Source organism: Pseudomonas sp. P5_109 (assembly GCF_034009455.1).
Taxonomy (GTDB): Bacteria; Pseudomonadota; Gammaproteobacteria; order Pseudomonadales; family Pseudomonadaceae; genus Aquipseudomonas.
This window is the reverse complement of record NZ_CP125380.1, coordinates 6,002,589-6,020,431: the sequence shown is the minus strand read 5'-3', so window position 1 is coordinate 6,020,431 and position 17,843 is coordinate 6,002,589. Positions and strand designations below refer to the sequence as shown.

14 protein-coding genes are annotated in these 17,843 nt (G+C 59.6%); 2 read left to right on the top strand and 12 right to left on the bottom strand.

What is annotated here, in order from left to right; all coding sequences use genetic code 11:
* The first annotated feature begins 221 nt into the window (after positions 1–221).
* Positions 222–641, top strand: coding sequence for a pilin (locus tag QMK54_RS26690; protein WP_320401599.1), 420 nt, complete (start codon positions 222–224; stop codon positions 639–641).
* A 301-nt stretch (positions 642–942) separates the two neighbouring features.
* Positions 943–1,299 (top strand): BON domain-containing protein, encoded by a 357-nt coding sequence (locus tag QMK54_RS26685; RefSeq protein ID WP_223594573.1) that lies wholly within the window; start codon positions 943–945, stop codon positions 1,297–1,299.
* 268 nt (positions 1,300–1,567) lie between these two features.
* Here the strand turns inward: QMK54_RS26685 and QMK54_RS26680 are convergent, their stop codons facing one another.
* From QMK54_RS26680 to QMK54_RS26625, 12 genes are all read right to left on the bottom strand, one after another.
* The gene (locus QMK54_RS26680) at positions 1,568–1,864 is read right to left on the bottom strand and encodes a DUF2845 domain-containing protein (RefSeq protein ID WP_223594571.1); all 297 of its coding nucleotides are present in this window, start codon (positions 1,862–1,864) and stop codon (positions 1,568–1,570) included.
* Complete coding sequence (locus QMK54_RS26675; protein ID WP_320401598.1) at positions 1,864–4,827, bottom strand: DUF748 domain-containing protein; 2,964 nt, start codon at positions 4,825–4,827, stop codon at positions 1,864–1,866. Before QMK54_RS26675 ends, QMK54_RS26680 begins: the two co-directional genes overlap by 1 nt.
* A 93-nt stretch (positions 4,828–4,920) precedes the next feature.
* Positions 4,921–5,937, bottom strand: a complete 1,017-nt coding sequence (locus tag QMK54_RS26670) for a class I SAM-dependent rRNA methyltransferase (RefSeq protein ID WP_320401597.1) — start codon at positions 5,935–5,937, stop codon at positions 4,921–4,923.
* 180 nt (positions 5,938–6,117) lie between these two features.
* A complete protein-coding gene (locus QMK54_RS26665; RefSeq protein WP_320401596.1) occupies positions 6,118–6,987 on the bottom strand; it encodes an oxygenase MpaB family protein in 870 nt (289 codons plus the stop codon).
* Between the two features lie 116 nt (positions 6,988–7,103).
* Positions 7,104–9,041, bottom strand: a complete 1,938-nt coding sequence (gene acs / locus QMK54_RS26660; RefSeq protein WP_110662500.1) for an acetate--CoA ligase — start codon at positions 9,039–9,041, stop codon at positions 7,104–7,106.
* A 184-nt stretch (positions 9,042–9,225) separates the two neighbouring features.
* Positions 9,226–10,890: a glucose-6-phosphate isomerase gene (gene pgi, locus QMK54_RS26655; RefSeq protein WP_223594561.1), complete on the bottom strand. Its 1,665-nt coding sequence runs from the start codon at positions 10,888–10,890 to the stop codon at positions 9,226–9,228.
* Between the two features lie 224 nt (positions 10,891–11,114).
* Positions 11,115–11,495, bottom strand: coding sequence for an aspartate 1-decarboxylase (gene panD, locus QMK54_RS26650; protein ID WP_008153310.1), 381 nt, complete (start codon positions 11,493–11,495; stop codon positions 11,115–11,117).
* A gap of 177 nt (positions 11,496–11,672) precedes the next feature.
* Complete coding sequence (panC, locus tag QMK54_RS26645; protein WP_110661772.1) at positions 11,673–12,533, bottom strand: pantoate--beta-alanine ligase; 861 nt, start codon at positions 12,531–12,533, stop codon at positions 11,673–11,675.
* Positions 12,530–13,330, bottom strand: a complete 801-nt coding sequence (gene panB / locus QMK54_RS26640; protein ID WP_110661771.1) for a 3-methyl-2-oxobutanoate hydroxymethyltransferase — start codon at positions 13,328–13,330, stop codon at positions 12,530–12,532. The genes panC and panB overlap by 4 nt, the downstream gene beginning before the upstream one ends.
* A gap of 365 nt (positions 13,331–13,695) precedes the next feature.
* Complete coding sequence (gene folK, locus QMK54_RS26635; RefSeq protein WP_110661770.1) at positions 13,696–14,181, bottom strand: 2-amino-4-hydroxy-6-hydroxymethyldihydropteridine diphosphokinase; 486 nt, start codon at positions 14,179–14,181, stop codon at positions 13,696–13,698.
* A gap of 3 nt (positions 14,182–14,184) precedes the next feature.
* Positions 14,185–15,585 (bottom strand): polynucleotide adenylyltransferase PcnB, encoded by a 1,401-nt coding sequence (locus QMK54_RS26630; RefSeq protein ID WP_223594559.1) that lies wholly within the window; start codon positions 15,583–15,585, stop codon positions 14,185–14,187.
* A gap of 804 nt (positions 15,586–16,389) precedes the next feature.
* The gene (locus tag QMK54_RS26625) at positions 16,390–17,829 is read right to left on the bottom strand and encodes a sigma-54-dependent transcriptional regulator (RefSeq protein WP_223594558.1); all 1,440 of its coding nucleotides are present in this window, start codon (positions 17,827–17,829) and stop codon (positions 16,390–16,392) included.
* Positions 17,830–17,843 lie beyond the last annotated feature (14 nt).

Here is a 17,843-nt window from a genome sequence, read left to right as displayed (position 1 = left end):
TCCTGGGTAATCCGCTTGAGTGGGTCTTATAGCCTAGTCAAACGATGGAGCCAAACCGGCAAGGGTGAGGTGACAAAAAACGTCAGATAGTGCTGATCCTAGTTGTGGGAAAGGGCTTTGCAGCCGCCCAGCCCCCTGCCAACAGGGGCTTCTGGCCTTGGCACAGGCTGTGCTGCCATGGGGCAGGTCATGAGCCTTCGACTCATGCATGGAGTCTGTATATGAATCAAAAAGGTTTTACCCTGATCGAGTTGCTCGTCGTGGTGGCGATCATCGGGATCCTGGCCACGCTGGGTTTGCCGATGTATTCCAAATACCAGGCTCGGGCCAAGGTCACTGCGGCGCTGGCCGAGCTGACGGCGATGAAGGTGCCGTTCGAGGATGTGATCAATCAGGGGGACACTCCGACAATTGCCAACGTGGCGCCTGCCGGCGAGACCTCAACCAACCACTGCGCCCTCGCTGTCACGGCTACAACTGCGGCCGGAGGGGGATCAATCGTTTGTACGTTGCACAATGCCCCGGGGGTGGTCCAGGGCAAAACCGTCACCCTGACACGGGACGAAACCAAAGGCTGGTCATGCAAGAGCAGCGTTTCCGTGGATTACTTGCCTAAAGGGTGTTCCGGTTCTGCGGCATGAATGGCTGAATCAAATCCCCGCTTTGGCGGGGTTTTTCCTGTTTGTCGACCCATCGTCAAATGCCGCAGACAAAGCTCAGAAATTTCAGCATCTTAGGAACTTTCCATAAACCCGCAACTTGCATGCAGTGTTTGTGCTTCTCGTGCATTTTGCATGATTTCGAAAATTGACTGATTTTATAACTTATTGATTTATAAGGCTTTATCTTTTGTTTCAAAGTTGGCACAGCGTTCGCAATATCCCTGGTAACCCTGCCGACATGACACCCGGCAGACTTTTCAGAAAAACAGGAGTTACTCGTATGAAGAAGTTCGCTATCGCTGCCGCTACTGCTACCGCGCTGACCCTGACCATGGCAAACGCGGCATTCGCCCAGACCACTCAAGCCACCCAGGCTCCAATGACCCTGGCGGCGGGTGAAATGACCAAGGCTGAAGAAGCTACTTCCGATACCTGGATCACCACCAAAGTCAAAAGTGACCTGATGACCGAAAAAGGCATTCCAGGCACCGACATCAAAGTCGAAACCAACAAAGGCGTCGTATCGCTGTCCTCCACCGTGGCGGTCACCGAAGCGCAGAAAACCACCGCCGTGGCCATCACCAAGAAAATCAAAGGCGTCAAAGCGGTTTCCGCTGACGGCCTGAAAGCCGAGTAAGGCTAAGGCTTCTCGCCTGGACCGGGAGAAGGTGCGACAGACGGGCAGAGTCATACGTCTGTTGCAACCTGAGTGTTCATGCGAAAGGCCAAAAGGAGTTTGGCCAGCACAGGCCCCGCGCATTTTTGCCGGGGCCTGTTCTATGTGGGACGCTGAAAACCCAATGTGGGAGCGGGCTTGCTCGCGAAAGCGGTGTGCCATTCAACCAACAAGTTGACTGATCTATCGCCTTCGCGAGCAAGCCCGCTCCCACATTGGATAGTGCTAATCAATTGCCGCGCTTGCTGGTGATCTGTTTCAGCCGGTTGCCTTCAAATCGCAAGTATTGATACATGCCACCCTTCGGTCCGTAGGTCCATTCCTCGACCTGAAACTCCTCGCGCCGATCTGCACTGCGCTTGTAACCCAGCAGGTCGCGACTGATCGGCTCGCCGCATTTCTGCAGGACCTCACTCGAGCGGTCGCCGATGCTGATCAATTGGCTGCCACAGCGCAGGGTATCGGTCGCCCAGGCCTGACTGGCCGACAGCGCCAGAACCAGGCCTGTCAGCCACCACCGGATCATCACTCGGCATCCAGATGCATCGGCGTTACCACGCGGCCGTCACTTTCTGCCTCGCCCAGATTGGCGTCGATGAAGTACACCCGGTCGTCTTCCAGCTGGGCCTTGTCGACCAGGTAATCCTTGATGCTGCTGGCGCGCTCCTGGCCCAGTTGGCGTAACAACACGTCACTGGAGCTCCAGAACTTGATCACCTCGGCCCGCATTTTCGCGGTGCGATCTTCCTTGCCCAGATCCTTCCATTCGGCAGGGGGCTGGGCTTTCAGACGGGTGCGGTAGATACCTTCGAGCAGCGGGCCTTTTTCCCCGTCCGGCACTTCCAGCAACGAAGCCTGGGCCGGGACCTTGTCACCGCGGCGCTGGAGCATTTTGTAGTAGTTGTACTGGTATTCACGTTCCAGGCGTTGTTCGGCGATCAGCGGGCCATCACTGCTCTGGGCGGCGGTGCCTTCGATTTCCAGGCGCAGGGCCGGGCGTTCCTTGAGCGCCTTGGAGAGTTTGTCCAGAGCGCCTTCGGCGTCCTTGCTCAGGTCGCTGGAACCCGCTGCGAAGGAAACACTGCCCAGGTCTTCCGCCCCACCACCGTTGACCAGCCCACCAATGAGCTTGAACGGCGCTGCCGCGGCTTTGACGATCAGGTTACGCAGGGTCTGCCAGACAATCGGCATGATGCTGAATTGCGGGTTGTTCAGGTCGCCGGTGACCGGCAGTTCGATGGAAATCTTGCCGTCGACGTCCTTGAGCAAGGCAATGGCCAGTTTTAGCGGCAAGCTCACGGCATCCGGGCTGTCTACTTTTTCACCCAGTTGCAACTGTTCAACCACCACTTTGTTTTCAGCTTTGAGTTGGCCCTTGGTGATCTGGTAGTGCAGGTCGAGATTGAGCCGGCCCTTGCGGATACGGTAGCCGGCGAACTTGCCGGAGTAGGGCGTCAGCGTGGTCAGTTCCACGCGTTTGAAGCTGGTGGCGATGTCGAGGCTGGCCATCGGGTCGAACGGATTGACGGCGCCCTTGATGGTCACCGGCGCGTAGCGATCGACCTTGCCCTTGATGTCGACACCGGCCGGTTTTGGCTGGCGGCTGTCGATGGTGCCGATCTGCCCGTTGAGTTGCTGGATGGCGGTGGCGAAGTTCGGCGTCAGGCTGAAGTCGGCGAAGTTGGCCGAACCGTCATTGATGAAAATGCCGCCGATGTGGATGCCCAGCGGCTTTTCCTTGCTGGCCGGTTTGCTCGCCGCGGTTTTTGCTCCGGAGTCCGCCGGCTGCGGAATCAGCAGGTCATCGATATTGGTGGTGCGATCATCGTTGATCATGAAGCGCGCATAGGGCTGGAACAGGTTGATCTTGTCGATCGACAGGCTGTCCCCATGCTGATAGTTCAGGCCTTCGACCACGACCTGTTGCCACTTGAGGAAGTCGCGGGTCTTCAGGGTGTCCAGGGTGTGCAACTGATCGACCTGGGCGCGGCCGGTGACGTTGAAGGCCAGGGGCTCGGTGCTTTTCAGGTTGACCGCCAGGTCACTGCCGAGCATGCCGCTGCGCAGTTCCAGGCGAATGAACGGCGTGATGTAGGACTGGGCAACCCGCAGGTCGATGTCCTTGGTCTGTACCTTCAGCGTGGCGCTGACAGGGGCCAGGTTAACCTCGCCATCGGCCATGATCTTGCCTTGCTTGCCCACGCCGGTATCGAGCTTGAGGGTAAAGGGCGAGCCGTTGAGGCTGTCGAAGTTTTGCAGGTCGAGGTTCAGCGGGCTCAAGTCGAGGGCGACGGCGGGTTGTGCCTTGCGGTCAGCCAGATGCACCGTGTAATCGCGCAACTGCACATCCTTGAGCAGCACCTGCCAGGGTTTGTCTGGCGCGGCCGGTTCAGGTTTCGGCGAGTCTGCCGCTGCCGGAGCACTGGCCGGTTCGGCATCCGCCTTGGCCTTGGCTTTGGCTGCGGGTTTGGATGGCTGGCTGGCGAACAGTTTCTGCCAGTCGAGCTGGCCGTCCGATTCCAGTGCGGCCCAGGTCTCCAGTTTGTTGCTGCGGATCTTGCCGACCACCACTTTCTGTTTGGCCAGATCCACCGTGGTTTCGCTGATGTCCAGGCGCTCAAGTTTCACCAGTGGCCGGCCATCCGGGGCCTTGATCGCGAAGGGGGCGATGTTGACCGCTACATTGTTCAGCAGCAGCTCGGTTTCCTTGGCCAGGTTGAGTTTGTAGTCGGTACTGATGCTCATCACGCCATGTTCGAGGTCCAGTGGTACGGCATCGCGCACATAGGGCCAAAAGGCTTTCATCTTGCCATCAGTGATTTTCAGCTTACCTTCGGAGGCAATCGGGATCAGGCTGAAGTTGCCGGTCCAGTCGATTTGTCCGCCGTTGGGACCGATGGCCACCAGGGTCATGTCGGCGCTGTCTTCGGGCAGGGTGCTGAGGTTTTTCAGCTCGAAATCGAGTGTGTCGTAGAGAAACTCGATGGGCTCGCTGGGCCGGGCGTCTTCAAAGTGTACGGCGCCGCCGGCCAGTTTGATCCGCTCGATGCGCAGCGGAAATGGCTTGGCATCCGGGTCGGCCGGTGTGGGTTCGCTCTCTGGCAGTTTGAACAGCCCAAGCAGATTGAGTTTGCCGTCCTTGCTGAAGAGGATCTCGGTCTTGGGCTTGTCCAGTTCGATATCGGCCAGGTGCACCGCCTTGGTCCACAGACTGTCGAGTTGCAGGTTGGCGTACAGGCGTTCGAAAGCGACCTGCTCCTTGCCGGGCTCGCCGATGTTCAGGCCCCAGAGGGTCAGTTCGAGGCTGAACGGATTGAACTCGATCCGCTGGATTGTGGCGGGGGTGGTGGCGTAGTTGGCCAGTTGCTGGTTGGCAACACGCAACGCGACCCCCGGTAAAATCAGAAAGCCCAGCAAGCTGTAGAGGGCCAGAGCAGTCAACAAGGCGCCGATGGCGCGTATCAATCCTTTGTACATGTGTGGCTTCATCTGTCTGAATCGGAGTGCCTTGGAGTATGGCACGCGTTTCCGGTTCCGAAGTGATCGGCCTGTTCAGGAATTTTCAGATTTCTCCGACCACGGTCAGAGCTGCAGGATCAGGGTTTTCAGTGGTGGTTGCTGATCCATCGACGGAAAGTCGCCGCCTGGCTTCATCACGGTGCACTCACGCACTGGTCGTCCGGCTTTCTCTGCACAACGCAACACCTGCTCGCGCCAGTCGTCCATGCTGACTTTCGCCAGGTTGTTGCAGCAGATCAACACGCCGTTGTCGGCGGTGGTCAGCAAGGCTGGCTTGAGCAGGCTCTGGTAGTCGCGTAGCAGGTCGACGGTGCCGAATGCGCTCTTGGCCCAGGCCGGTGGGTCGAGCAGCACCAGATCGTACTGGCGCTGTTCCAGGCGCTGATAACTTGGCAGTTTTTGCCCGCGGCGCTGGCTGACCGGCAAGCCGGCCAGTTGGCGTATGGCCGGGAAGTAGTCGGACTGGATAAATTCCATGGTCGGCAACTGCGGGTTGAGCAAACCGTTCTCCCGACCGACCGCCAGGTTGCCTTCGGCGAAGTCCAGGTTACAGACCTCGCGCGCTCCGCCCGCAGCCGCACTGAGGCCGACACCACAGGTGTAGGCGAACAGGTTCAGTACGCTTTTGTTCTTGCTGTGATCCTTGACCCAGCCACGGGTGTTGCGCAGGTCGAGGAACAGCAGCGGGTCTTGTCCGGCATGGCGGCCACGGACCCGATAGTTCAGGCCCCATTCGTGGCCGACCAGGTCTTGCAGGGCGGCTTCGTCGGCACGGTAGACGATGTCTTCGCGGTCGATGCGCGAGTTGCCCCGGGAGCGGTCGTTGTAGACCAGCAGGGTTGCAAAACCCAGATGTTGATTGATCGTTTCGTGCAGTTGCAGCAGCGTCTCGCGCTCCAGCGCCTGGTGGAAACTTTGCACCAGCAACTGCGGGCCGTAACGGTCGATGGTCAGGCCACCGGCACCTTCCTGGCTGCCGTGGAACAGGCGATAGCAATCGGTGCCTTGCTGGTGCAGTTCGGCGAGCAGGTCCTGGCGTTGATCGAGGGCGGCGCGCAGCGCCTGATTCAAGGAAGACATGCTGGGCGCCTTGCAGGAGAGAATTGGGCGCGGGAGTTTAACAGTTTTGGCGCGGGACCGAGGCGCTGCCTTCGCGAGCAAGCCCGCTCCCACAGGGGACTTAGGCAGAACACACATTTTGTGTACGGCATAAAACCTGTGGGAGCGGGCTTGCTCGCGAAGCTTTTGACTTTGTTCTGCCTAAGTAATCCCCATCCGTCGCTTGGCCCGCTGCACCGAGCCATTACGCACCGCCCAGCGCAGCATAGGCGCGCTGCGATTGACGCTGGCGCGGATCAGCTTGCGTTGCAACGGGCTCTGGCTGACGCCGAGCATGTCGCTGGCCCAGTCCGGCAGCAGATCGATTCCAGCCTGCATCATCAACCCGCCGAATGGCTTGGCCAAACGACTGGGGGAGGGAGCGTTCAGCAACAGGCGCAGGACTTCCCGGCTGCGTTCGTCGCATAGTAACTGTGGGCGCATGCGCTCAAGGTAGTCGGCAATTTCCTGCCGCGAACGGGGCACATCCCGGGCGCCGAGGCGCTCGGCGATCATGGCAATTTCAGCGTAATAGCGATCCTGGTCGGCCGGGGACAGGTGCGGATTGCGATAGCGCAAATGCCCGGCGAGGAAGTTGCTGACTTCCGCCACATGCACCCACGTCAGCAATTGGGGATCGCTGGCGGCGTAGGGGCGTCCATCCGGCGCCGTGCCGGTAATCTGCAAATGAATGGTGCGGACTTTTTCGATCAGCCAGTCGGCGTCCTGCCGCGAACCGAAAGTGGTACCGGAGATGAACTGCCCGGTGCGGCGCAGGCGACCGAGCATGTCTTCACGAAAGTTCGAATGGTCCCAGACCCCGGCCAATGCCAGCGGGTGCAGGGCTTGCAGCATCAAGGCGCTGATGCCACCTATCAGCATGCTGCTGAAATCACCATGGACTTGCCAACTCACCGAGTCCGGCCCGAACAGGCCGGGGTCGCCCTTGGGGTTTTCCAGGTCGAGCTTGCCCAGGGACAGGCCGGTCAGGCTCATGATCTGGGTTTCGATGCGGGTGCGAATGAATTCCATGGCCACTCTGTAGGCGCGAGCTTGCTCGCGATGGTCGTTAACGGTAACGCGTTTCTCCTGAATACACGCGGCGCGCTTGAGTTCATCGCGAGCGAGTTCGCTCCTACAAAGGCACGTTATTGATTCAGGCGTTTATCGATCAAGCCTTGTACCACGCTTGGATCGGCCAGGGTCGAAGTGTCGCCCAGGCTGTCGAGTTCATTGCAGGCGATCTTGCGCAGAATGCGTCGCATGATCTTGCCTGAGCGGGTTTTCGGCAAGGCCGGCGCCCACTGGATCAAGTCCGGCTTGGCGAAACTGCCGATTTCCTGGCTGACAAGGGCCAGCAATTCTTTCTTCAGTTCATCATTGGTTTCGACGCCGTTCATGGGCGTGACAAAGACATAGATGCCCTGGCCCTTGATGTCGTGGGGATAACCGACCGCAGCGGCCTCGGCGATGCTCTCGTGCAGCACCAGGGCGCTTTCCACTTCGGCGGTGCCGATGCGGTGGCCGGAAACGTTGATCACATCGTCGATGCGCCCGGTGATCCAGTAATCACCATCCTCATCGCGCCGCGCGCCATCGCCGGTGAAGTAGTAGCCGGGGTAGGGCTTGAAGTAGGTGTCGATCATGCGCTGCGGATCGCCGTAGACACTGCGGATCTGTGCTGGCCAACTGGACTTGATGGCCAGTACGCCACTGCCGGCGCCTTTGATTTCCTTGCCCTGCTCGTCGAGCAGTACCGGCTGCACGCCGAACATCGGTTGTGTCGCACAACCAGGCTTGATCCGCTGCGCACTGACCAAAGGGCTGAGCATGATGCCGCCGGTTTCGGTCTGCCACCAGGTATCGACGATCGGGCAGCGCTCTTCTCCGACCTCATGGAAGTACCACTCCCACGCTTCCGGGTTGATCGGCTCACCCACCGTACCGAGTAGCCTGATGCTGGCGCGGGATGTTTGCTGCAACGGTCCGGGGCCTTCGCGCATTAACGAGCGCAGGGCCGTCGGGGCGGTATAGAAAATGTTTACCTTGTGCTTGTCGATCACCTGCCAGAAACGCGAGGTAGTCGGGTAGCTTGGCACGCCTTCGAAGATCAGCGTGGTCGCGCCGTTGGCCAGCGGGCCGTAGACGATGTAGCTGTGGCCTGTGACCCAGCCGACATCGGCGGTGCACCAGAAGACTTCGCCGTCGCGGTAGTCCAGCACGTACTTGAAGGTCATTGCGGCTTGCAGCAGGTAGCCGCCAGTGGTGTGCAACACGCCCTTGGGTTTGCCGGTGCTGCCGGAGGTGTAGAGGATGAACAACGGGTCCTCGGCGTCCATCGGCTCGGGCGGGCAATCGGCGCTGGCATCGCGCAGGGCCTGCTGATACTTGATGTCCCGGCCTTCGACCCAGTCCACCTCACTCTTGGAGTGTTCGACCACGATGACGGTGCTGACATTCGGACAACTCTGTAGGGCCTTGTCGACCTTTTCCTTGAGCGGTACGGCCTTGCCGCCGCGTACTCCCGCGTCGGCAGTGATCACGGTTTGGCAGTCGGCGTCGAGAATCCGGTCGCGTACGGAGTCCGGGGAGAAGCCGCCAAATACGACTGAGTGCACTGCGCCGATACGGGTACAGGCCAGCATGGCGTAGGCGGCTTCGGGAATCATCGGCATGTAGATGCACACGCGGTCGCCTTTTTTCACGCCACGGCTTTTCAGCACGTTGGCCAGGCGGCAGACGTTTTCATGCAGTTGTTTGTAGGTGATCGAGGTCGAGTCGGCAGGGTCGTCGCCTTCCCAGATGATGGCGACCTGATCGCCGCGTTTTTCCAGGTGCCGGTCGATGCAGTTGTAGCTGACGTTCAGCTTTCCACCGGCAAACCAGCTGGCTTCTCCGGTTTTCAGGTTGTAGCGCTGGACGGTTTCCCAGGGCGTGCTCCAGTCGAGAAAACGCGTGGCCTGTTCGGCCCAGAACGTACTGGGGTGTTCAATGGATTCGCGGTACAGGCGCTGATAGTCGTCTTGACTCAATTGTGCAGCCCGGCGGACGGCATCGGCTTTGGGGAACGTGCTGATATCGAACATGACGGTTCCTTATTCTTGTTTTGCGACAAAGATAAAGATGCGCCAGGAGGTCAATGGGTTCAAGAGGGGAGCGGTGCGACCCTCGTAGGAGCTGGCTTGCCAGCGAAAGCGGTGGATCAGTCAAAATTTATTGGACTGACACACCGTCATCGCTGGCAAGCTGCTCCTACAGGGGGCCATCAAATCACCCGCGGTGACGACCACGGAAGTAATTGATCAGCCCTTGGGTCGAAGCGTCCTCGGCCGGCGCCTCTTCGCTGCCGACCAGGCGGTTGTAGACGCCCTTGCCCAGCTCTTTGCCCAGCTCCACACCCCACTGGTCGAAGGCGTTGATGCCCCAGATCACGCTCTGCACGAAAACTTTGTGTTCGTACATCGCCACCAGAGCGCCGAGACGACGAGGGCTGATGCGCTCCACAACCAGGGTGTTGCTCGGACGGTTGCCCGGGATCACCTTGTGTGGCGCGAGTTTCTGCACTTCGTCTTCGCTCAGGCCCTTGTCACGCAGCTCGGTTTCGGCCTCGGCCAAGGTCTTGCCGAGCATCAGCGCCTGGCTTTGCGACAGGCAGTTGGCGTACAGCCACTGGTGGTGGTCGGACACCGGGTTGAAGCTGACGATCGGCACGATGAAGTCGGCCGGGATCAACTGGGTGCCCTGGTGCAGCAACTGGTGGTAGGCGTGCTGACCGTTGCAGCCGACGCCGCCCCAGATCACCGGCCCGGTGTCGGTGGACACTGGTTTGCCGTCCTGGCGCACGCTCTTGCCGTTGGATTCCATGTCCAGCTGTTGCAAGTGCTTGGTGATGTTACGCAGGTAGTGATCGTACGGCAGGATCGCGTGGCTTTGCGCGCCCCAGAAGTTGCCGTACCACACGCCGAGCAAGGCCAGCAGCACCGGCATGTTCTGTTCGAACGGCGCGGTCAGGAAGTGCTGGTCCATGGTGTAGGCACCGGACAGCAATTCCTTGAAGTTGGACATGCCGATGGCCAGGGCAATCGGCAAACCGATGGCCGACCACAGCGAGTAGCGGCCGCCGACCCAGTCCCACATCGGGAAGATGTTTTCTTCGCGGATGCCGAACGCTACCGCGGCGGCGTTATTGCTCGATACCGCGATGAAATGGCGATACAGCTCGGCTTCCGAACCACCCTGGGCCAGGTACCAGGCACGGGCGGCTTGGGCGTTCTTCAGGGTTTCGAGGGTGTTGAAGGATTTCGACGAGACGATGAACAGCGTGGTCTCGGCGCGCAGCTTCATGGTCAATTCGTGGAATTCGCTGCCGTCGATGTTTGCCAGGTAATGGCAACGCACGCCTTTCTGGGCGTAGGACAGCAAGGCTTCGGACACCAGTTCCGGGCCGAGGAAGGAGCCACCGATGCCGATGTTGACCACGTCAGTGATCGGCTTCTCGGTGTAACCGCGCCACAGACCATCGTGGATACGGCCCACGAGGTCGGTGATCTGGTTCAGCACCTTGTGCACTTCCGGCATCACGTTGACGCCGTTGACCGACAGCTTGTCGCCTACCGGGCGACGCAGGGCGGTGTGCAGGGCTGGACGACCTTCGGAAGCGTTGACGATTTCGCCGTCGAACAGCGATTTGATCGCGCCCTTGAGATCGACTTCGTTGGCCAGGCCCACCAGCAGATTGCGGGTCTCGGCGTTGATCAGGTTCTTCGAGTAGTCGAGAAACAGACCGCAGCTGCTGAGGGTGAATTGAGTAAAACGCTGCGGATCGGCATTGAAGGCTTCGCGCATGCTGAAATCCTGCATGGCTTGGCGGTGGTCATTCAGCGCTTGCCAGGCAGGCAGAGCGGTAACGTCGTGAGGAGTGCGGTAATACGCCATCGCTGCGGGTTTCCTTATTACTTGAACGGCCTTTTGAACACTAAAAATCCCGGAGCGCTATGGATGGGCGTTCCGGTCAACTGCGTCGACACGATTTCATGGCGCAGGGCGACTACAGTAAACCCCGCGCAATGATCTGTCTTGACTTTGTCTGACCTGTTTCCGGTACTTTTTTAACATCGAAGTTAGGAATAGTCCGACAAACGGAAGAGACAGGACTCGGATCAGGCGACCTGGACCGGAATGGCGTTGCTGGTGTGACTCAATTCATTGCCCGGTGCCATGTAGAGCATGCGTGGCTTGAAGTTGAGCAGTTCGGCTTCGCTGTAATGGGCGTAAGCGCAGATGATCACGCGATCGCCGACCTTGGCCTTGTGTGCCGCGGCGCCGTTGACCGAGATCATGCGCGAACCTTCTTCGCCACGGATGGCGTAGGTGGTGAAGCGCTCGCCGTTGTCGATGTTGTAGATCTGGATCTGTTCGTACTCACGGATACCGGACAGGTCCAGCCATTCGCCGTCGATGGCGCAGGAACCTTCGTAATCGAGTACGGCGTGGGTGACTTCGGCGCGATGCAGCTTGGCTTTGAGCATGATGGCGTGCATGAGTATTTCCCAGGTCGGCGGGCAAATGGCCCGAAGGGTTTGTGGGGGACGAGCAGATCTGACTGTGGGAGCGGGCTTGCTCGCGATGGACGTTAACGATTACGCGTATTTCCTGAATGTACGCGGCGCGTCGGAGTTCATCGCGAGCAAGCTCGCTCCTACAGGTTTTTTCGGTGTTTAGATTGGCGCGTCGAGGTTCAGGTGCAGGTTGTCGATCAACCGCGTAGTCCCGAGGAACGCCGCCACCAGAATCACCAGGTCACGATCCTGCGCATTTGCCGGGCGCAAGGTCAGGGCGTGGCGGATTTCCAGGTAATCCGGGCGCAGGCCGGCAGCTTCGAGCTGTTGCAGCTTCATGCCGATCAACGCAGGAAAGTCGCGCTCACCTTGTTTAATCGCCCCGGCGATCTCGCTCAACGTGCGATACACCACCGGCGCCACGGCCCGCTGCTCTTCGTTGAGGAAGCCGTTGCGCGAGGACAGCGCCAGGCCATCGGCCGCGCGAACGGTCGGCTCTCCGATGATCTGGATCGGCATGTTCAGGTCATGTACCAGCGCGCGAATCACCGCCAGTTGCTGGAAGTCTTTCTCGCCGAAAATCGCCAGGTCCGGCTGGACCATGTTGAACAGCTTGCTGACCACCGTCGCCACACCTTCGAAATGCCCCGGACGACTCGCGCCACACAGGCCTTCGGACAATTGCGGGACGCTGACGCGGGTCTGGCCGGCCATGCCGTCGGGGTACATTTCTTCAACAGCGGGGGCAAACAGCAAATGGCAACCGGCCTGGAGCAGTTTTTCCTGGTCGGCGGCGAGAGTGCGCGGGTACTTGTCGAGGTCTTCACCCGCACCGAATTGCAGCGGGTTGACGAAAACGCTCGCGACCACGAAGTCCGCCCGCTGGGAGGCTTTGGTCACCAGTGCAACGTGGCCGCTGTGCAGGTTGCCCATGGTTGGCACAAAGGCGATGCGCTTGCCTTCGCTACGGGCACGGGCCACGGCGGCCCGCAGTTCGCGTACGGTTTTTACGGTGTTCATGCAGAGAATCCGTGTTCGATCCCAGGGAAGGTCGCCGCTTTGACTTCAGTCACGTAGGCATTCAGTGCAGCTTCAATGCTGGTCTGGCCAGTCATGAAGTTTTTCACGAACTTTGGCACGCGGCCGGTAATGGACAACCCCAGCATGTCATGCAGGACCAGCACCTGGCCGTCGGTACGATTGCCAGCGCCAATACCGATCACCGGAATCTTCACCGCCTGGGTGATTTCTTCTGCCAGTTCGCTCGGGACGCATTCGAGCAGCAGCATTGCCGCGCCAGCCTGTTCCAGGGAAATCGCGTCGGCACGCATTTGCCGCGCCTGGTTTTCATTGCGACCCTGGACCTTGTAGCCGCCAAGGATGTTCACCGATTGCGGCGTCAGGCCCATGTGCGCGCAGACAGGGATGCCACGTTCGGCCAGCAGGCGGATCGAATCGGCCAGCCACAATGCACCTTCAACCTTGACCATGTGCGCGCCGGCCTGCATCAACAGGGCGCTGTTGGTCATGGCTTGCTCGGTGGTGGCGTAGGCCATGAAAGGCAGGTCGGCGAGGATCAGGGCATCGCTGTTACCGCGTTTGACGGCAGCCACGTGGTAAGCCATTTCCGCGGTGGTGACAGGCAAGGTGCTGTCGTGGCCCTGCAAAACCATGCCGAGGGAGTCGCCCACCAGCAGCACTTCGACGCCAGCCTGATTGCAGGCATGGGCGAAGGTCGCGTCGTAGCAGGTCAGCATGGTGATCTTTTCACCTTTTTGCTTCAGACCTTGCAGGGTGGTCAGGGTGATGGCTGGCATGAAAAGTTCCTCATTCAGGCGCTGTGGAAACTACTGCGAGTAACGCGCGTGATTCTTCGTTGAATACAGGCGCACGCTCTTTTGTCGTGCTTTTAAGGCCTGGATTGCGCCCTTGAACGCCGTGTTGGCGGCAGCGGGACGCCTATAGTCGTGAGGAGAACGAGGGAAGTCAATTGCGTGTGTTACCGCATTGTTACGGGTGGGGTGTTACCGGGGTAACTGATGCGATTCAGCAGCAGATCTTGTGCGCGACACAAAACCAATGTGGGAGCGGGCTTGCTCGCGAAGGGGGCATCACATTCAACATTAATGTTGATTGATACACCGCTTTCGCGAGCAAGCCCGCTCCCACAGGGGGATTTGTGTCACGTCGGGGGCAGGCGTTCCAGGCCGACGAACGGGCAGGCGGCGAGTAATTCACTTAGCTCGCGGCCATCGGCCAGGCGCAGATCCGCAGGTGCCAGTTCCGCCAGTGGGTACAGCACGAAGGCCCGTTCCTGCATGTGGTAGTGGGGAACCTTCAGGCGCGGTTCGTCGATCAGGCGGTCACCGAACAGCAAGATGTCGAGGTCCAGCGTGCGCGGTCCCCAGCGCTCAAGACGTTCGCGACCCTGGCCGTTTTCAATGGCCTGCAAGGCATCCAGCAGTTCCAGCGGCGTCAGCGTGCTGTCGAGGGCCGCCACCGCGTTGGTATAGCGCGGTTGCCCGGGTAGCAGCGAGTCGCTTTGGTAAAACGCGGACACCCCGACCAGTCGTGATTGCGGCAAGTCCGACAGCGCCTCGACGGCGCTGCGCAATTGTTCGGCGGGGTCAGCCAGATTGCTGCCCATGCCGATGTAGATGCGTTCCATGGATTACTCGCCCGTGGTGCTCGAAGCGCCGGCGGCGCGTTTGCGCTTGGAACCACCGCTGCGGCGACGCTTGCGCGGGGCGCCGGTACCTTCTTCCTTGCCGCTGAGGTCGCGGATCATGTCGCGACGCTCGCTTTCGTTGGCGTCCTGATAATCGGTCCACCATTCGCCCAGGCCATCGGTCTGCTCACCGGCGCTTTCACGCAGCAGCAGGAAGTCGTAGCCAGCACGGAAACGCGGATTGTCCAGCAGCAGGTCGGCACGTTTGCCGCTGCGGCGAGGCAGGCGTTCCTGCATGTCCCAGATCTCGCGGATCGGCATGGTGAAGCGTTTTGGAATCGCGATGCGCTGGCACTGTTCGGCAATCAGCTCGTGCGCCGCTTCCTGCATTGCCGGAATCGGCGGCATGCCACGCTCCTGCAGGCGCAGGACGCGGGCCGGCAGGGCAGGCCAGAGCAGGGCCGCAAACAGGAACGCCGGGGTGACCGGTTTGTTCTGCTTGATCCGCAGGTCGGTGTTGATCAGGGCTTCGCTGATCAGGGTGTGGGTGTATGTCGGGTTGTACTCCAGTGCTTCGGCGCTGGCCGGGAACAGTGGATCGAACAATTGCAGGTCGACCAGCATTTCAAACGTATCGGCGGCGTGGCCGGAGAGGAACAGCTTGAGCACCTCTTCGAACAGGCGGGCCGACGGGATCTCGCGCAACATCGGCGCCAGGTCGCGGATCGGCATGGCGCTGTGTTTTTCGATGCCGAAGTTCAGCTTGGCGGCGAAACGCACGGCCCGCAGCATGCGTACCGGATCTTCCTGGTAGCGTTGCTTCGGATCGCCGATCAGGCGGATCAGGTGATTGCGGATGTCGTGTACGCCGTTGGCGTAGTCGAGGATGCGTTCACTGACCGGATCGTAATACAGGGCATTGATGGTGAAGTCACGACGTTGCGCGTCTTCTTCCAGGGTGCCATAGACGTTATCGCGCAGGATGCGCCCGCTTTCGTTTCGAGAAGACTGGTTGCTGTCTTCCTCGTCTTCGTTTTGCGGGTGGTTGGCGCGGAAGGTCGCGACTTCGATGATTTCGCGACCGAAGTGGATATGCACCAGTTTGAATCGACGCCCGATGATTCGCGCGTTACGGAATTCGGCCCGCACCTGCTCGGGTGTGGCGCTGGTGGCAACGTCGAAATCTTTCGGTGTGATGCCCAGCAACATATCGCGCACGCAACCGCCAACCAGGTAAGCCTGATAACCGGCGCTCTGCAGGCGTTCAACGATATTCACCGCATAACGGCTGAATTGCGCCTTTTGCAGCGAATGTTGGCCGCTGTTGAGCACTTCAGGCGTGCTGCGAATGTGTTGCGTAGGACGCTTGGGAGAACGGAATGACTGGAACAGCTTCTTCAGCATGGGATGCACTGTTTGAAGGAATATTCGGCCATAACAGAAGAATGACCGCATGATGGGCGGGGATTCTAGCATTTAGTCGGGGGATGGTGTAGGACACTGTAGGAGCGAGCTTGCTCGCGATGGTCGCGATGGTCGCGATGGTCGCGAACGATAACTCGTACATCCAGATACCCAACGACGTCCTCAGGTTCTTCGCGAGCAAGCTCGCTCCTACAGGAAGCGGGGGGATGGGGGGGTAGAAACTACAAGGGGAGCCGAAGCTCCCCAAGAAGTAGTTGCATGCTCTATTTTTATTTTTGGTTTCGGGCTTTTTGTTTTTGTTGAGTGCCCTCGCCATGAAGCTTCCTTCATGACCCTCCCAATCGGGAGCCAAGAGCAAACGGATTGCTTTGGTCGCTGAATTGCAGTGATCTTTCGATCCAACCAGTACAGGCTCTGTCTTAGGACAGTTTTTGTTGTTCTCGGCCTGGTCGTGGGGCTAGCCCCAAATACAACGCCTCTCCAAAAGAATCAGTTAGCTGCGCCTCTCGCCGTCTTGTTTTTATTGTGCGTGAGTCGATTCGTCTTATTTTTATTGTCTTGTGCATTGCTTGTTATTGTTCTTGTACCAAACATATAGCAGGGTGCGTGCCAACTTTTGCGAAACCCAATAAAACAAGGGGTTAGGCCGGCTGGCAGGTATTTCGAGGGCCAAAAAAAGCCGGGGCTTCGTTACCGTAAGCCCCGGCTTCTGTTACGTGAAAACGCTGAGGTAACAGTTTTTTCACAAAGTCATGTGTTACCCGCACATGTGACAGGTGCGGTTCAGCTTTCGCTGGCCACCCCGGTCTTGCGCCGCGGAATGCCCAGGCGTTGACGGCGCTCCCACAAGCATTTGCGGCTGACCCCGAGTTTGCGGGCCAGTTCGGTTTCGGTCATGTGGTCCTGATGCTCAAGGACGAAATGCTGGAAGTAGTCTTCCAGGGAGAGGTCTTCGGTCGGCTCGTGGTTGTTGTTACTGGCGTTGCCGTTGCCCTGTTGTGGGGGCAGGCCAATGAACTCGTCGTCGTCCAGGTCGCCCAGCTCGATGTCGATGCCCAGCAGCTCGGCGGAGATTTCCGGGCTTTCGCACAGGATAACGGCGCGCTCGACGGCGTTTTCCAGTTCACGAACGTTGCCCGGCCAGGAGTAGTGACGAATGGCTTGCTCGGCATCCGCGGCGAATTTCAGGTCGGTGCGGTTGACTCGCGCACTTTGCCGCGCCAGGAAGGCGTTGGCGATTTCGTTGACGTCCGCACCGCGTTCGCGCAGGGCTGGCAGCTTCAGCGCGATAACGTGGAGTCGGTAATACAAGTCTTCGCGGAACTGGCCGATCTTCGCCAGGCTCTTGAGGTCGCGGTGAGTCGCGGCGATCAGGCGCACATCGACTTTCTGCGACTGCACGGAACCTACACGACGAATTTCGCCTTCCTGCAATACGCGCAGCAGGCGAGCCTGGGCTTCCAGTGGCAGTTCGCCGATTTCGTCGAGGAACAAGGTGCCGCCGTCCGCCGCTTCCACCAGGCCGGCGCGCCCGGCGCTGGCGCCGGTGAATGCGCCTTTTTCGTGGCCGAACAGTTCGGACTCGATCAGGCTTTCCGGAATGGCCGCGCAGTTCACTGAAATCATCGGTGCCTTGGCGCGCCTGGACAGGTTGTGCAGGGCGCGCGCCACCAGTTCTTTACCGGTACCCGATTCGCCCTGGATCAGAACGTTGGAGTCGGTCGGTGCCACTTTGCGAATCTTGCCGTACAGGTCCTGCATCGGCGGGCACGAGCCGATAATGCCGATTTCACCGTTGCTGTTGTCGGCACCGGATTTCGCCGCACCGTTGGTGGCTTTGCCGGTAACCACTTCACCACCGGTTTGTGCCGTTTGCCGGTCACGCAGGATTCGCGCGGCGGCTTGCAGCATTTCGTCGTGGTCGAATGGCTTGGCAATGTAATCAACCGCACCCATTTTCATCGAGTCAACCGCCGAGCGCAGGCTGGCGTAGCTGGTCATGATCAGCACCGGCGTGCCCTGGGCGAGCTTGATCAGCTCGGTGCCAGGCGCGCCCGGCAGACGCAGGTCACTGACGATCAGATCGAACGAGGGAATGGTGAAGCGTTCTTGTGCTTCCTGCACTGAACCGGCTTCGCTGACCTGGTACTGGTTACGTTCCAGCAGGCGGCGCAAGGCGGAGCGGATAATGGTTTCGTCTTCGACGATCAAAATGTGCGGCATTGATTCGATACTCT

What these genes read in the sequence shown, in the direction of transcription:
- QMK54_RS26690 (WP_320401599.1), top strand. Translation starts at nt 222, where the DNA reads ATGAATCAAAAAGGTTTTACCCTGATCGAGTTGCTCGTCGTGGTGGCG.
- QMK54_RS26685 (WP_223594573.1), top strand. Translation starts at nt 943, where the DNA reads ATGAAGAAGTTCGCTATCGCTGCCGCTACTGCTACCGCGCTGACCCTG.
- QMK54_RS26680 (WP_223594571.1), bottom strand. Translation starts at nt 1,864, where the DNA reads ATGATCCGGTGGTGGCTGACAGGCCTGGTTCTGGCGCTGTCGGCCAGT.
- QMK54_RS26675 (WP_320401598.1), bottom strand. Translation starts at nt 4,827, where the DNA reads ATGAAGCCACACATGTACAAAGGATTGATACGCGCCATCGGCGCCTTG.
- QMK54_RS26670 (WP_320401597.1), bottom strand. Translation starts at nt 5,937, where the DNA reads ATGTCTTCCTTGAATCAGGCGCTGCGCGCCGCCCTCGATCAACGCCAG.
- QMK54_RS26665 (WP_320401596.1), bottom strand. Translation starts at nt 6,987, where the DNA reads ATGGAATTCATTCGCACCCGCATCGAAACCCAGATCATGAGCCTGACC.
- acs (WP_110662500.1), bottom strand. Translation starts at nt 9,041, where the DNA reads ATGTTCGATATCAGCACGTTCCCCAAAGCCGATGCCGTCCGCCGGGCT.
- pgi (WP_223594561.1), bottom strand. Translation starts at nt 10,890, where the DNA reads ATGGCGTATTACCGCACTCCTCACGACGTTACCGCTCTGCCTGCCTGG.
- panD (WP_008153310.1), bottom strand. Translation starts at nt 11,495, where the DNA reads ATGCACGCCATCATGCTCAAAGCCAAGCTGCATCGCGCCGAAGTCACC.
- panC (WP_110661772.1), bottom strand. Translation starts at nt 12,533, where the DNA reads ATGAACACCGTAAAAACCGTACGCGAACTGCGGGCCGCCGTGGCCCGT.
- panB (WP_110661771.1), bottom strand. Translation starts at nt 13,330, where the DNA reads ATGCCAGCCATCACCCTGACCACCCTGCAAGGTCTGAAGCAAAAAGGT.
- folK (WP_110661770.1), bottom strand. Translation starts at nt 14,181, where the DNA reads ATGGAACGCATCTACATCGGCATGGGCAGCAATCTGGCTGACCCCGCC.
- QMK54_RS26630 (WP_223594559.1), bottom strand. Translation starts at nt 15,585, where the DNA reads ATGCTGAAGAAGCTGTTCCAGTCATTCCGTTCTCCCAAGCGTCCTACG.
- QMK54_RS26625 (WP_223594558.1), bottom strand. Translation starts at nt 17,829, where the DNA reads ATGCCGCACATTTTGATCGTCGAAGACGAAACCATTATCCGCTCCGCC.